The 15,678-nt window shown below is 30.9% G+C and carries 13 protein-coding genes; 2 read left to right on the plus strand and 11 right to left on the minus strand.

What is annotated here, in order from left to right:
- From KA833_RS01510 to KA833_RS01520, 3 genes are read right to left on the minus strand one after another with little or no spacing between them, the layout of a single operon-like run.
- Entirely contained in the window at window positions 1–1,017 is a 1,017-nt protein-coding gene (locus KA833_RS01510) for an extracellular solute-binding protein (protein WP_210128127.1), read from the minus strand.
- 4 nt (window positions 1,018–1,021) lie between these two features.
- Complete coding sequence (locus KA833_RS01515) at window positions 1,022–2,641, minus strand: ABC transporter permease subunit (protein ID WP_107360194.1); 1,620 nt, start codon at window positions 2,639–2,641, stop codon at window positions 1,022–1,024.
- On the minus strand, window positions 2,631–3,386 hold the full coding sequence (locus KA833_RS01520) for an ABC transporter ATP-binding protein (RefSeq protein WP_046206637.1): 756 nt from the start codon (window positions 3,384–3,386) through the stop codon (window positions 2,631–2,633). Before KA833_RS01520 ends, KA833_RS01515 begins: the two co-directional genes overlap by 11 nt.
- Before the next feature lie 143 nt (window positions 3,387–3,529).
- Here KA833_RS01520 and KA833_RS01525 point away from each other — a divergent pair, with 143 nt between their 5' ends.
- Window positions 3,530–4,279 (plus strand): DeoR/GlpR family DNA-binding transcription regulator, encoded by a 750-nt coding sequence (locus KA833_RS01525; protein ID WP_046206636.1) that lies wholly within the window; start codon window positions 3,530–3,532, stop codon window positions 4,277–4,279.
- A 181-nt stretch (window positions 4,280–4,460) separates the two neighbouring features.
- Here KA833_RS01525 and KA833_RS01530 read toward each other — a convergent pair whose 3' ends face one another.
- The 6 genes from KA833_RS01530 to KA833_RS01555 all read right to left on the minus strand — a co-directional run bounded on the left by KA833_RS01530 (window position 4,461) and on the right by KA833_RS01555 (window position 12,040).
- Window positions 4,461–5,798, minus strand: coding sequence for a gluconate:H+ symporter (locus tag KA833_RS01530; RefSeq protein ID WP_046206635.1), 1,338 nt, complete (start codon window positions 5,796–5,798; stop codon window positions 4,461–4,463).
- Window positions 5,799–6,003: 205 nt separating this feature from the next.
- Entirely contained in the window at window positions 6,004–6,669 is a 666-nt protein-coding gene (locus KA833_RS01535; RefSeq protein ID WP_210128314.1) for an ABC transporter ATP-binding protein, read from the minus strand.
- Between the two features lie 10 nt (window positions 6,670–6,679).
- Window positions 6,680–7,603 (minus strand): ABC transporter permease, encoded by a 924-nt coding sequence (locus KA833_RS01540; protein WP_070037162.1) that lies wholly within the window; start codon window positions 7,601–7,603, stop codon window positions 6,680–6,682.
- Window positions 7,600–8,766: an ABC transporter permease gene (locus tag KA833_RS01545; RefSeq protein ID WP_064209172.1), complete on the minus strand. Its 1,167-nt coding sequence runs from the start codon at window positions 8,764–8,766 to the stop codon at window positions 7,600–7,602. The genes KA833_RS01540 and KA833_RS01545 overlap by 4 nt, the downstream gene beginning before the upstream one ends.
- Window positions 8,767–8,785: 19 nt before the next feature.
- Entirely contained in the window at window positions 8,786–10,282 is a 1,497-nt protein-coding gene (locus tag KA833_RS01550; RefSeq protein WP_210128313.1) for a DUF6583 family protein, read from the minus strand.
- 345 nt (window positions 10,283–10,627) lie between these two features.
- Window positions 10,628–12,040, minus strand: coding sequence for an MFS transporter (locus KA833_RS01555; RefSeq protein WP_046206630.1), 1,413 nt, complete (start codon window positions 12,038–12,040; stop codon window positions 10,628–10,630).
- Between the two features lie 211 nt (window positions 12,041–12,251).
- On the opposite strand from KA833_RS01555, the gene KA833_RS01560 reads away from it, so the two are divergent.
- The gene (locus tag KA833_RS01560; RefSeq protein WP_046206629.1) at window positions 12,252–13,190 is read left to right on the plus strand and encodes a nucleoside hydrolase; all 939 of its coding nucleotides are present in this window, start codon (window positions 12,252–12,254) and stop codon (window positions 13,188–13,190) included.
- Between the two features lie 105 nt (window positions 13,191–13,295).
- On the opposite strand, the gene KA833_RS01565 is transcribed toward KA833_RS01560, so the two are convergent.
- Together KA833_RS01565 and KA833_RS01570 are read right to left on the minus strand one after the other, a co-directional pair.
- Window positions 13,296–14,438: a CapA family protein gene (locus tag KA833_RS01565; protein ID WP_210128312.1), complete on the minus strand. Its 1,143-nt coding sequence runs from the start codon at window positions 14,436–14,438 to the stop codon at window positions 13,296–13,298.
- A 384-nt stretch (window positions 14,439–14,822) separates the two neighbouring features.
- Window positions 14,823–15,449 (minus strand): nitroreductase family protein, encoded by a 627-nt coding sequence (locus tag KA833_RS01570; RefSeq protein ID WP_064209169.1) that lies wholly within the window; start codon window positions 15,447–15,449, stop codon window positions 14,823–14,825.
- Window positions 15,450–15,678 lie beyond the last annotated feature (229 nt).

Here is a 15,678-nt window from a genome sequence, read left to right on the forward strand (position 1 = left end):
TCACTCCTTATTTTTACTCTGTTGCGCTTGCTTTTTTGCTTCTTGGAATATTTTTTGATGCGATTCTAATAAATCTACATTTAGCCTACCTTTCCATTTTTTGGGATAAGTCGGTCGTTGTTGTTTGTCCACTTTTTCTCCCTTATAAAGTGGCACTGGATACTGTTGTAATAAATCTTTGCGCCCATATTTTTGAATCACTTGCACCATTTTTTCAGCTTTCTGTTGTTTTGCTCCACCCTTTTTGACAACAGCGGCAGCTTCTACTAATGAAAAGTTGCCTTCTTTTGGATCAATATAATGAATTGGCTTCCCTTTCATTTCTGCATCAATGGCTTGTGAACGTAAACCGATACCAATAGCTGCTTCACCAGACTCAACTTTTTTAAGCGGTCCAGACCCGGAACTTTCTAAATGAGGACCAATATTTTTTAATAATTGAGTTAATATTTTTTGACCTTCCTTCTCTCCATACTCATTAAGTATGCTTTGAATCACTAACCATCCTGTAGAAGAATCAATAACATTGGGCATTGCCACTTGGTCTTTATATTGATTTTTCGTTAGAGATTCAATAGATTTTGGCATTTCCAATCCTTGTTCTTTTAATGCTTTTTTATTAACAAACAATGACCCCATATTACCTAATAGCGGCGTTATATAATCAGGATAAGCATCTTTGGTACTTTTATTAGTATTTTCGATATTAGCAAACATATTATTTTCTTTTTGTGCACTTTCTAAATAATAGGTTGCTTGTGTAATAACATCAGCTTCAATATTTTTACCTTCTGCCATCATTTTCCCGCCTAATTCAGAAGTTGATTGGGGCTGAACAATATATTCTCCTTTAAAACCATGATCATCTAATGCTTTTTTCATAACAGCAATCGCTTCCTCATCTGCATTCGTTGAAATAACGACTTTCTTAGTAGACGAACCAAACCCAACAATAGAAAAATATAAAAGAACGATTGCAACGAATATAAGGACGCTTATTTGCCACTTAATTTTCATTCGTTCATCCTCTCCTTTCTCTATATTTCAACCAACAACTACTGATACTTCGTATACAAACATTTGTGATAAGTATTAAAATGGATAAAATAAATATGTCAGTAAATCGGTTAAAGTGTTGTAATTGATTTATTTCGGTAGATACCAGTTGCGTTGAAGTCGAAACTAAAAATATAACACCACTAATCGTTACCATCGCATTAATAAAATAATAATTCATCATTTCAATAATTGTGGTTTTCATATTAGGTAATATGATTTTAAATATCGTCTCATACCATTGGTCTTGCAAAAGCGAACTCGTAACATCCCAAGATTGGTCCAACTTTTCCAATGCCCCTTTTGCCATCACATAAGGTGTCGTAAAGTAGTGCACGATAATACTAATAATCACAATCAAAAACGTCCCCTTAATAGAACTGTTTTGAAATAATAATAAGTAAGAAAGTCCTAATATCATACCTGGTACGGTGTTCGTTATTAGCGATATGATGTTTAAAGATTGCTTACCCTTCACTTTAGTTCTAACTGTTATCAACGCAGAAGCAAAACTGATGAGGGTGCCAAAAAAAGCAGTCGCAATAGCTACAAACAATGATTGTATATAGACATCTAATAATATTTCATCATTAATGACACTGATGATATGTGTCAATGTAAAATCTAGTTGATAAGGATAGTCTTGCGTAAAAGGTACAATAAACATCACTAAAAATATCAACAAAATAACTGTTGCTATGGTTATGGCACATACATTAACAAATCGGTCATGCCACTTTCTTAAAGGTAAATTTTTATGACTTATCGCTCGTTGTTGCACATTCCATTTTTCAATAATAGTCAGAAATATAAAACCAATGATTGCAGGGATAAGCATGAGCATAGCTATCACCGCACCTTCTGCAAACTTAGGAATAGAACCTAATATCATTTGATACAAAGTTATAGAAATCACATTATAATCTGCACCAATTGAAGCGGGTATCCCAAAATCAGTAAAACTTAAAATGAACGATAAAATAAATGCGTTGCCGATTGGTATAAATAATGGTCTTAACAAAGTGTGATAAAATCTTCTCATTTTACCATCTTTCATTAGTGATGAAATATAATAAAATCGATGATCAATATAATTAAACGCATTAGAAATAATAAGATAAGCGGCGGGCAATGTATAAATAATATAACCAATAAACAATCCATTTTTACCATAAATTGTAAATGGTAACTCGCTTAATATATTGGATAATATTCCTTCGTTCCCAAATAGATACATCAAAATAAAACCATATGTAATGGTAGGTACAAACATTGGCAATAAAGTCATATTTTTTATATATGAATGCGTCCATGTTGAAGCACGTGTCATATGTAACGTGTAAGACATAAAAAATGCAAGAATCGTCGTCACCATCGCTGCAGTCGATGATACCTTTAAGCTGTTAAATAGTGCGTTTGTTATTTCTGGATTCGTTAAAATATCTTTATAATGATATAGCGTCAATGCACCATCTAAAAAAAACGAACGGCCTAATAAGAAAACAATTGGTAATATTAAAAAAGCAATAAAAAATAGCAAAATTAAAATAAAAATCATACGTTGTGACCATAACTTATGCACCATGACGATCACCAAATAATCGGTAAATATGGTCTCTTTTAACTTTTAATTGTTTTAAAATAAATTTTTCAACAAATGCACTTTTGGGATGGTTAATGATCTCGTTAGGTGTACCAAATTGAGCAACTTCACCATTTTCAATTACTACCACTTTATCTGCTATTGTTAATGCTTCTTCAGGATCATGTGTAACAATAATTGTAGTAAGCGAAAGTGTTTTAGCAATTCTTTGAATCATATCTTTAATAGATTCTTTTATTACACTATCTAATGCACTTAAAGGTTCATCCATTAATAAAATTTCTGGTTCCATAACAATCGTACGTGCGATAGAGACACGCTGTTTTTGACCACCCGATAATTCATGTACTTTTTTGTTCAAATGTGGCCTTAAATCCAATAATTCAATTAAATCAGTTACTTTTTTATCGTGGACATTCTTTTTTATATTTTTTAACCCATAAATGATATTTTCATAGGCATTTAAATGAGGAAATAAGCAAAAATCTTGGAAAACAATATTAAAATTCCTTTTATTCATGGGTTTGTTTTGTATTTCCGTATCGTTATACAACACTTTTCCTTCAGTTACTTCCGTTAATCCCAAAATCATATTTAATAGCGTCGTTTTACCACACCCACTTGGGCCTAATAAACTAACGATTTCTCCCTTTTCAATAGATAAATTAATATCTTTAAGAACGCTATGATTATCATAGCTCTTACTAACATTTAACAATTTCAGCACTACTGACACCTCCTATTTGTTATACTAAAAGTATAGGACATATTTATTAATTCATCGTTAATTAATCGTAAAATACGATTAACTTTTGACAATGTTATTACAAACTTTTTACCATATTATGAATATACAGGAGGAAAAGTTCATTGTTACCTACAGAAAGAAGAAGAAAAATCCTTGATTTACTTGAAAAAAGAGAGTTTTTAAAATTAAAATCACTTAAAGATGCATTACAAATTTCTATGGAAACATTACGCAGAGATGTTCAACAATTAGTCAAAGATGATTTAATCACTAAAGAATATGGTGGTATTCGTCTGAAACATGTTTCAAATGGAGAATCTATTATTGAACAACGCTTAGATTTAAATATTGATAAAAAAAATGCAATTGCTTTAAAAGCAATTGCAGAAATTTCTGATGGTGATTGCATATTTTTGGATAGCGGATCTACTACATTACAAATCGCCAAACACTTAAATGAGGTAAAAAATTTAACGATTATTACCAACTCTATACCAGTTATGTTACAAGCTTTAAATCAAGGTCACACAATTATAAGTATTGGTGGGAAGGTACGTCAGTCTGAACATTCTATCACTAGCTTTGATTTTTTATTTAACTTTGATCAATTAAACATCGACAAAGCATTTATTTGTTGCAGTGGTATCTCGTTAGACAAAGGCGTTACTGACTTTAATTTAGAAGAAGTTGAAACACGCAGAAAAATTTTAGACATTTCTAAATATACTTATTTAACAGCAGATAGTACAAAAATAGATAAAGTAGTTACTGTAAAAATTTGTGATATCTCTAGTTTAGATTTCTTAATAAGTGATAAATATTTAGAATCAAAGACAGCTAGCCTTTATAATAATAAAATCAAAATCCTTTGATGATTTCGCAATTTATTTAAGTATGTACTCACGTCTTCGTTCCTTCAATCCCACCTTAATTGATACCACCTTTTTAAGAATGGGAGCATTCTTACATCAAATAGCCAATAATCCATATGTATAGAGCGGAACAAAAATCAGATTTTTAATGATTTTTCATTCCGCTCATACTATCGTTACTTTACATAAACAGATCCATGATTAATACAATAACCAAACCAACAATAGAAGATGTAAATAACAAAAGACCCCAGGTTTTAAATGTATCTTTAATCGTTATATTAAAATATTCTTTAAATAACCAAAATGATGCGTCATTCACATGTGTAATTGTATTACTACCAGCAGCAGTTGCTAGAACCATCAATACTGGATTAACATTAAATGTAGGAATTAAAGGCCCTACAATTCCAGCTGCAGTTATTGCTGACACCACCCCTTGTCCTGTAGCAATACGTATAAGTGCTGTAATTAACCACGCCATGATTAGGGGTGAAATATTTGTATTTTGCATAATTCCCGCAATATAATCGCCTACATTTGCTTTTAAAATAATTTCTTTAAATGCACCACCAGCACCTACGATAAATATAATCGTTGCCACACCTTTCAAGCCACTTTCGAAAGATTTCATCAACTCATCCATCTTTTTACCTTTTCTCAATCCAAAGACAATAATTGAAGTAAGAATTGCGATTATAAGACTAATTTCTGCACTCCCAAAAAATGATACAATTTCATGCCATAAAGTGTCTTTCGTTAGAAACATACTTAATATTGTTGAAAGTGAAATTAAAATCGCAGGAATGAGTGGTATTAATAAACTCATCCCAAAATTAGGCATTTCTCTTTCACTAAACGTTTTATTTTTCTGCAACAACGGTGGCACAGGGTAATTCAAATTTTTCATAACTTTCGGTAAAAGGATACCAGCAATCATTACACCAGGTATAAAGACGATGATTCCCAAGATATATACCATCCCCATATCAGCATGATAGGCGTCTACCAATGCAGTCGGACCTGCCTGAGGTGGAAATAAACTATGAGATAGTGTTGTTGCAGCTACCATAGTAATAGCCAATTTCATAAATGGTGTTTTAGCTTCTATAGCAATACTAATTACTAAAGGCGCTAAAATCATAAAAGCCACTTCGTAAAATACAGAAATACCAAAGACAGCACCAATAATAATCAATGCCCAATGCACATGCTTTGCACCGAATTTATCAATTAGCGTGGTAGCTATTCGTTGAGCTGCTCCAAAATCAACCATTAACTTACCTAAAATTGCACCAAATCCTATAATTAGTGCAAGACTACCTAACGTTGAACCTAATCCATCTTTAATTGTATCTAAGATTACCATTGGCTTCATACCGTTCAGTAAGCCAACAGCAATAGCTGCAAAAATCAAAGAAAAAATACTGTTAATCTTTAATTTAATATTTAAAAATAATAGCAATGCTACGCCAATAATAAGTGATATTATCGGTAAATTTTCACTCACAAATGACAATTTAAGTCCCCCAGTCAAAATCGATTTTATGAAAGCGAATTCACAAACTAACATTATACACCTTTTTGCCTTTAATAACAACGTTGTTATTTTGTGGTTTTAAGATTTCTTAAAAATAAAAAAGCACAGACAAAATAAATGATTGACATTCACTTTGTAAGTACTTTTTTAAATATAAGTAAACAAATGATTTAGAAATTTAAAGTTAATTATGATAACGCTCAAATTGCCATTGTTTGTCTGATAATACTTTTTTATAAAACGGATCGACGCCTATGACTTTAATACAATCAGCCAATGCCTCTACCTCATCTAAATGATGTGTTGTCAATATGATCAAACAATTTCGCTTCATTTGATTGAGTAAGTGATGGATATCAAACCTTGATTTTAAATCTATGCCTACCGTTGGTTCATCTAGTATCAGAACTCGTGGATGATTCAGTAAACCTATTAATACATTCACTTTACGCTTCGTCCCCCCAGATAGACGAGAAACAGTAACATCTAAATCTTTGATGTTTAATTGTTCCATGTATTTTGTAATTAACGCATCAGATATTGGATGTTTACATAATGCTTTAAAACAATTAACGTTTTCAGCAACAGTCATATGCTCAAATAATGCAATATCTTGTGGTACATATCCAATCATTGCTTGTAATTGTTTTTTAGACAATTTTTTTCCAAAGTACGTAATTTCACCTTGATTAGGTTGTTCTAACCCTGCAATCATTCTTAATAGTGTCGACTTTCCAGCACCATTTTCACCTAATAGCACAGTTAATTGTTGGTTTTCAAAAGTCATATTCAGAGATTGAAAAATTGTTTTATTATGATATCGTTTCTGCACATGTTTTAAAGTTATCATCCCATCCCTCCTAAATTTGTATAAGGATATAAATCACGCTCATGACAAGCGCATATATAAACGTCATAAATAACCTATGACTAAGTGTATTAATTTTAAATAATAAAAAAGCAACACCGGCTTCAAATAATACAATGATAAACAGTGATTTCAAATAAAATATCCATGTTAACGATTGATGAAACAATAATGCACTTATGATTAATATCATTAACAATAGCATCGTATGTATCAGTATGTAAGTAAGATACAATTTCACCTGACTATATTGAACTAAAAAAATTCTTCTCAAAGGCCCATTCTGTTTTAATCTTTGGTGCAAAATAATTTGCACACTGCTCATACTCAACAATATCGCAAAAACAACACTCAATGAAATAGAAGTATCTGAATGTGACTTTACAAAATAATGTACAATTTGAGATTGAGGTGTCTTATCATTCAATATTTTATTTACTGTGTTCAAAGATGTACGATCACCATTATCATCTAAATGACTTTTAACGATATTAGGTATCTGTTGTTCATATAATGACATGCTTATGATTTCTAAGGTAATATCACCAATAAAATCATCTCTTCCATATAATAAAATTGTTTCTTTTAAACGATTATCATGCAACTTTTGACTGTAATTTTTAGGTATTTGTAAACTTACTACCGCTTCTTTTCTTTCTATATATTCATCCAAATACGTTTCTTCAGTTGGCACTTTTATTTGAGTAATGAATTCGTTACTTGTGATGTTTTTGATTAAATTTTTAGACGCTGCAGATTGATCTAAATCTTGTATTGCTACAGGAATTTGAAATGATTTATTTAGTGTTTTATATATCCCCCAAATAGCAATTAAAGAGAATAATAAGATACACATAAAGGCTAAATGTTGTTTCCACTGTTTTTTTATAATTATGAAGAAATAGGGTTGAATCATAAGCGATACCTCCCAATCAATATCAAGACTAAGATGAAAATTGATATAAATAAACTGCTATAAAAAGTTATTGGTACATCTAAAATATAATTATTCAATACAATTTCCAGCATTTGATTTGTTACAAAACTAAATGGTAAGTAATCAACCATCCCTAATATAGAATGTTTAAAATAAATGGTTGGTATCGTCATCCCTGACAATAGAACAATCAATATACTCAATATACTTTTCAGTACATAGTTCATCCATTTAAAAGCAATTAAATCAATAATGGTTAACCAAATGATAATCATCAAGACATAATAGCTCAGTTGAATTACAATCGTTAACCAATTATAGCTTTCAAACTGATTTGGCAAGGATTTAATCAACCAAAGCACACCAAAAATCGTCCATAATCCTGTATAAAAAAGTGTAAATAAACTCCTTATCAGTGTTAATTTTTCAAAAGAAAAATGGTGCATGCTTAATCTTGACCACAATGCAGTCGTTTGATTCATTTTCAAAATAGTAAATATTGACAAAGCAAAAATATAAATAGATGTTAAATACGTTGTAATTACATAATAACTTGCACTGTCATATATATGTATAGGTTCATATTCAAATGCGCCAGCACGATTTAGTCCTGTAAACAATAAATCCGTTAGCAGCATTAATGTATGATCTTTATCATTATGTGAGGACAACGTTGTATAGGCTAGACCTCCACCCATCGATAACATAAGCCTTTGATATACTGAGTCTGTTAACTGATTAATGACTAAACTTTTGGTAGACTGTTGATCATATGTATGTACTGAAATAGGCAAACTTCCATTTTTATAAAAATCCTGTGTCATACCTTTTTCAAACACGTAATAACCCTCTAATGCTTTATTCTCTAACTTTTTTTCAGCTACTTTTTGGTCATATTTTTTTATGCTAATATCTTTCCCCAAATTCGCACCATCACCTAGTGATTTCAATATGATTTGCGTCTCTGGAGATCGATCTTTATCCACAACACCAATTCTAAATTTCTCATTATCTTGATTTAATTGTTGAATCACTATTAAAGTAGTAAACAACCCTATAACTATAATCAATAAATATAGTAGTAAATACCATTTTTTTAATAAAAAAGAGTGGTAAATGCGAAACAATTGTAATGTTTTCATTTTACCACTCTCCTTTTAGTTATTTTTTAAAATCTTTTGCTAAATCTTTAATGATACCTTCTGTTTTTTTAGAAATTTCCTTTTGTAATTTTTTCAAATCATCATCGGACAATCCATTTAAATCTTTGGCACCTGATTTTTCGAATTTAATATCATCTTTAAGTTTTGTTTCACCTTTGATATTAAATGTTACTGGTTGATATCGAATATCTGTAGTCAATTTAAAATCTTGCTTTTGCGTATTATTCTTCACATCGGTTTCTAAATGATTATTATATTCAAATTCAGTTTTGCGATAATTTGCATCAACGCTCACTTTACCTTTGTCTGTACGTTTGTCACCATCTTGAGTCTCATTGTTTGATAACTTAATCGTAGATTTTTTGTAACGCTCATTAGCCCCAATTGTATAATTGTCTTTATACTTATCATCGTCTTTTGTAGATTTACCTTTTAATGATAACTCAGTATCATCTGCAGCAATTTTATAATTCACTGCTAGTTTATCTTCATCAATTTGATTCGTTCCTGATAATTTTACTTCTGAATCATTTTTATCTTTAGCAGTTAATTCACGTTTTAAAATTAAATTATCTTCTTCCCAAATTACAGATTTAATACTTGGAAAATCATTTTTATCTTTATCTTTCACTTCTTGTATCGCTTCATCAATTTTATCTTCATAATCCTCTGCTTTGAATTGATCTTCGGCTATTTTTTTAATATCTTTATCCTTCTTAGCTTTTTCCAAAACTGATTTCACAATCGCTTTTGTTTCGCCTTTGCTAAGTTTCAATGTTACTTTCTTAACATCTTGTTCATCGCCATCTACATCAATCGTAGCATTTTCTTTTTCAAAATTATCTTTGTCTAATTTATCAATGATTACATCTGTATATTTACTACTTATTTTTTCTATATCTTTTTGTGAAATTTGTGACCCCGATAATAATGAATTTAAGTTTAATGTATCATTTGTCACTACATTCTCTTTACCTGTAGTACTTGATGTATCTCCAGTTATTTTTTCAAAAGCATCTACAAGTTCATCATTTTTAGCTTTATAAACATCGTTAAATAATGGTGATGCATAATATTGATTGTCTTTGTCTGCAGCCCATTGAAACTTACCGATTTCATTATCTGCTATCGTTGGGTTTAAAGCCAAAATTGATTTTTCTTTTTTAGGATTGTGTCCCACTGTCAATCCCACTTCAGAAGCATCTGCGACAGATTTAGGAACACCTGATGATTCTAATAAATTTTTAGGCACATCGGCGTCTCCTTTTAAATTGATCAGATATGATTCATCTTTCATCTTATCTTGAAATTTAAATTCATTTTCAAATCGATCTTTAGCATATTCTTGAAATTGATTAGCTGTTTCCTTTTCGCTCAATAAATATGTGTTTTTAGGTGTGTTTTTGATAAAAAAGTAATAAGCAGCTCCCCCAATACCGGCAATTAAAAGCACACCAATCACAACTGCGACAATTATTTTTACTGTTTTAGACATACCCCTCAACCTCCCATTAAGTTTGATTGTTTTAATAATACCATAAAAGACTTAATATTAATTTATTTATTTGATTTTTCTTTTATTTTTCACTTGTTATTTAAATTAATTATCAAACATTTTTAATATTTGTAATATATCATTACATCCAATCAATTGTGCACTCAATACATATGTAGTCACCTTTATATTTCCTCTTAATTTGTAAAATAATTATTATCAATGAAATTCAATACGAATATAAAATGAGCCCCAAAAGATTACTTTTATTAGCAACCTTTTGAGGCTCAATCTTAAAACCAAAATTCTAAAATATTTTGTTAAAAAACTGTGATTTCAATCATGCTATGTTGTGCTACGTTTTTCGTGTTTAACTTCTTTTTCCCACCACAATGCATCTTTTGGATTTTGAATCACATCTTCGTAATCTTCTTGGGATTCTACATTTGGATATGATCCTCTTAAAGATTTATTAGATGTTGATTTGAACATTGTTACAAAGATTATTAAGCCAACAATATTTATAAACATCAAATAATAGGAAGGTGCAATTTGTTGGCCAGTTGTTTCTACAAGTGTAGAAAGGATAAATGGTGTTAAACCACCAAAAATAGCAGCACCTATATTATATACAAGCGATAGCGTACGCAATCTGACTTTAGTGTGGAACATACTTGGTAACACTGAAGGCATAACACCTTCAAATGTTGACATAAATAATGCAATGATAAATAAACCTAAGATAACTAAAGGCAACATCGGTATGCTCATTAACCAAAATGCTAACACTGAGAATAAGCTGAAACCTGCTAAACCAAATATAATCGTACGTTTATTTCCAATTTTATCACTATACCACCCAAAGAAAAATACAGCTGGAATCATGAGCAACATAGTGATTGTACTTAATATTGAACCCATTGTCCCACCTAAATTAATCGTCGTATTCAAGAACGAAGGCATATATGACAATACCATGTAATTGGCTACATTCAAGAAAGCTACGCCTGTAAAACAAACTACAACGTCTTTCCAATAATATTTAAAAATATCTAAATATGAATATTCTAATTCTTTTTGTTCTTCTAATGTGGACTCATAAGCTGGACTTTCATCAAGACTCGAACGAAGTATAATACCAACAATACCTAATGGCGCTGCTATAATAAATGGAATTCTCCAACCCCATTCAGCCATTTGCTGGTCATTCAACAAACTATACATTGTACCAGCAAGTATTGCAGCTAATATATTTCCTGCAAGTGTTCCTATTTCTAGTCCACTGCCTAATTTACCTCGTGTTTTATCTGGAGATGTCTCAGCAATATAAGTCATCGCTCCTGCATACTCCCCACCAGTGGAGAATGATTGAATCATTCGAACTACTAATAATAGTATGGGTGCCCAAATACCAATTTGTTCCTGCGTTGGTAACAAACCGAGCATTAATGTAGAGGCAGCCATCAATAAAATGGTAGTAGATAAAACTATTTTTCTACCATATTTATCTCCCAAATGACTGAAAAATATTCCTCCAATTGGTCTTACAATAAATGCAAAAGCAAAAACTGCAAAGGTTGACACAATTTGCATTTCTTGTGGCAAATTACCGAAAAAATTCGCACTGATCACTACTGCTAATTGTGCATACAATCCAAAATCAAACCATTCGATTGCATTACCTATCCCCGTTGCTACTACACCTTTTTTAGCTTGATTTGAATCTACATGATTCACTTTTTCTTTTTTAAACTTCACAAATAAAAACACCCCTTATTTACTTCCATAGATATAACATAACCTTTACGCATATATATAAACACTTACATTTTTTATTTTCAGAATTTTCCCACCCTGTGGCTTTTAATATCACGTGCTAAAGATTTATGAACTTTTGTTTAAATTGCTTATACTAATAACTGAGTTTGGTATAATGATTTAAAATCATTGAATTCGGAGGATTATATTTATGAAAAAAGTTTATTTTAATCATGATGGTGGTGTAGATGATTTAATCTCACTTTTCTTATTACTTCAAATGGAAGAAGTCGATTTGATTGGTGTCAGTGCAATCGGTGCTGACAGTTACATAGAACCAGCTGTGAGTGCATCACAAAAAATAATAAATCGTTTTTCATTAACGCCTGTCCATGTAGCAGCATCAAAAGCACGCGGCAAAAATCCTTTCCCAAAAGATTGGCGTATGCATGCTTTCTTTATGGATGCATTACCTATACTGAATGAGCCTACTTCGCAACATTCTAAAATATTAACACATGAGGCATATGAAGATATTATCGAAAAAGTAAACGCGAGCGATGAAAAAGTTACATTATTATTTACTGGGCCGCTTACGGATCTAGCTAAAGCTATCTCCGTTGAACCAAAACTCGTAAATAATATTGAACGGTTAGTATGGATGGGAGGCACATTTTTAGAAAAAGGGAATGTAGAAGAACCCGAACATGACGGCACAGCTGAATGGAATGCATTTTGGGACCCTGAAGCTGTTAAAACCATTTTTGATACAGAACTAAAGATTGATATGGTCGCTTTAGAAAGTACGAATCAAGTACCTATGACTTGGGACATTAGACAAATGTGGGCCAACGAACGCGCTTATACTGGTGTTGATTTTTTAGGTGTAAGTTATGCTGCTGTGCCACCGCTCACACATTTCCAAACAAATTCTACATATTTCTTATGGGATGTTTTAACAACTGCTTATGTCGGTAAACCAGACTTAGTAAAACAACACGATGTAAAAACTTCTGTTCATGTTAATGGTCCTAGTCAAGGATGTACATATATCGATGAAGCAAATGGCCGGTTAGTTTCTGTGGTACATCATGTTGAACATGATAGCTTTTTTAATTACATTACAAGTTTAGCTAAGCAAGTAAAATAAATACACATAACTCAAAGAAGAAGCACAATCAAAACATGTGAATTGATTACGCTTCTTCTTTTTATGCTATTAAATAAGCATATTCATTTTATAAATAAATAATAATCAGAAACTTTCGTTAGTCACAAATTCAGAATCAATGTTTGCTTTAGTGATTTCCTCTAAACGTTCCACGTTAACATTACCTTGATTTTTTTGATTTAAACCATGCTTACGTGCTAACTCATTATTATATTGATTTAAAGGATACATTTTAAAATTTTGTTCCTTATTGCTATATAAAGTCGGTTCCAGCTCATAATGTGTTACTAGTGATTTCCATCTGACTTGCTTGATTTTAGTTTGCTTCGGTGTTTTTTCAATATCGAACGCTAAATTACCTCCCAGTACATTGTTTTCATCACCTGTTTTTTGACCATTCAAAAAATTTCCCAGGGAATAAGCCACTAATGTTTTATGATTATCTTCACCCTTAATCCACTTCACAGGTTGAATGACATGGGGATGCGTTCCAATCACTACATCTACCCCAGCATCAGCAAACACTTTCGCATATTTCTGTTGTGTTTTATTTGGTTTATGTTTACCTTCATTACCCCAATGTGCTGAAACGATAACAACATCACTTTGTTTTTTTGCCTTAGCCACGTCTCTTTTTATTTGCTTTTCATCAAAGTAATTTATGTAATATGGTTTATCCGATCGAATACCATTCGTGCCATATGTATAACTCAATAAAGCTATATTAATATCGTTTTTATTCATAATTTGAACTGTATCTCTATTGTTTTGTGAATTATATGTTCCAAAATATTCAATATCATCAAATTGCTTCCAAAGTGCAATTTCATTCATAAGTCCACTCGTCCCTTGATCTAATGCATGATTATTAGCACCGTTCACTAAATTGAACCCTGAGTCAGATAAATCTTTTGCTATAGCTTCTGGCGTATTAAAGCGCTTAAACCCAGACAATCCTTTGCTATCTCCACCAATGGGAGATTCTTGATTTATATAAGCTATATCCGAAGCTTCAATATCTTTTTTCAAATGACTATACATTGGTTTAAAATCAAAACTTCCGTTATTCACTGAAGCATCATGATAAACTGCTGGATGAATTAAATTATCCCCCACCGCATAAAATGAAACGTTCTGACTCAAATGCTTAATATTTAATAAGCAACATGCACCAACTATGATAAAACACAAAAACAATAAAGGAAGTAAAATTTTATATTTCAACACACAAACACCTCTACTATACAATATAAATTGTTAGCTTGTTTTTTTAATTACGAATCCTACCGTTTCCTACATTTATAAACTATTTATAACATAATAAAGTTCAAAAAGTTAAGCTTTTATTACACATATTTATAGAAATGTACTTTTTGGTTATGTAATAAATACTATAAAAATAAGCACGCAAACCTTATTTAGATTCACCTGCTTATTTTTGAGTATCAACTTTTTATGTTCAAGCATTTATTGCTTTTTGCTAATTTATCATTTTAGTTATCTTAGAAATGACATTCATAGCTAGCTAACGATAAATTATTAACATTCTTCAGCCATTTAATATTCAAGTCGTTAATACTATTTAACTTAGCTTCCTTAAAATTATAAATTTTAAACATATTTTGTAACAGTCTCCGCTGACAATCTATAAGAGTCATGACCCGGATTTTTAGCTTTTCCTATAGCAACAATCATTACTGGTTCAAAGCGTTCTGGATCTAAATCAAATGCTTCAGCAATTTGATCTTTTTCAAAACCACCAATAGGATTTGTATCATAACCATAAGACCTAGCAACGAGCATAAATTGCATTGCTGCTAAGCTACTATCAATTTTAATAATATCATTCATTTCTGCACGATTTAAACTTTTATATAAAGGCAATATTTTGCCTAACATTTCAACCTTTACTTCTTCAGGCATATAACCATTTAAAACTGCATTATGATAGATGTCTTCTCCATATTCATAATTTTGCATATCGCCAAATATAATAACCATAGCTGCGGATGTATCATTTTGACGGGTATTAAAACGAACAAGTGGCTTCAATTTTTCTTTTCCTGCTTCACTTTCAACCACTAAAAATCTCCACGGTTGCATATTCACAGACGATGGCGCTTTTGTTGCTTTTTGTATCATCTCATCCATTTCAGTCCTAGGAATTTTAACTTGTTCATCAAACACTTTTACAGATTTCCTATTTAACACAACATCTTCAAAATCATTATTCTTCATTCCAAAATTCTCCTTAATCTTTTTTTACAAAATCAAATTATACGCAATTTGTTATATTTTACAAATCATCTGTTTAAATATTTAATGATTTCTAGTTTGGAAATATTTTATTTTGCCTCTAGAATTCCCTATAATGAAGTTATTAATTTATCAAAATAATTAAGATTTAAGTAAAACGTTTATTTCAATAATTTTTATAAAAGTGTAATTGAAAATAAACAATAGTTGA

The sequence above is a fragment of the Staphylococcus sp. GDY8P67P genome (assembly GCF_017892545.1).
In the GTDB taxonomy this organism is placed as follows: domain Bacteria; phylum Bacillota; class Bacilli; order Staphylococcales; family Staphylococcaceae; genus Staphylococcus; species Staphylococcus ureilyticus.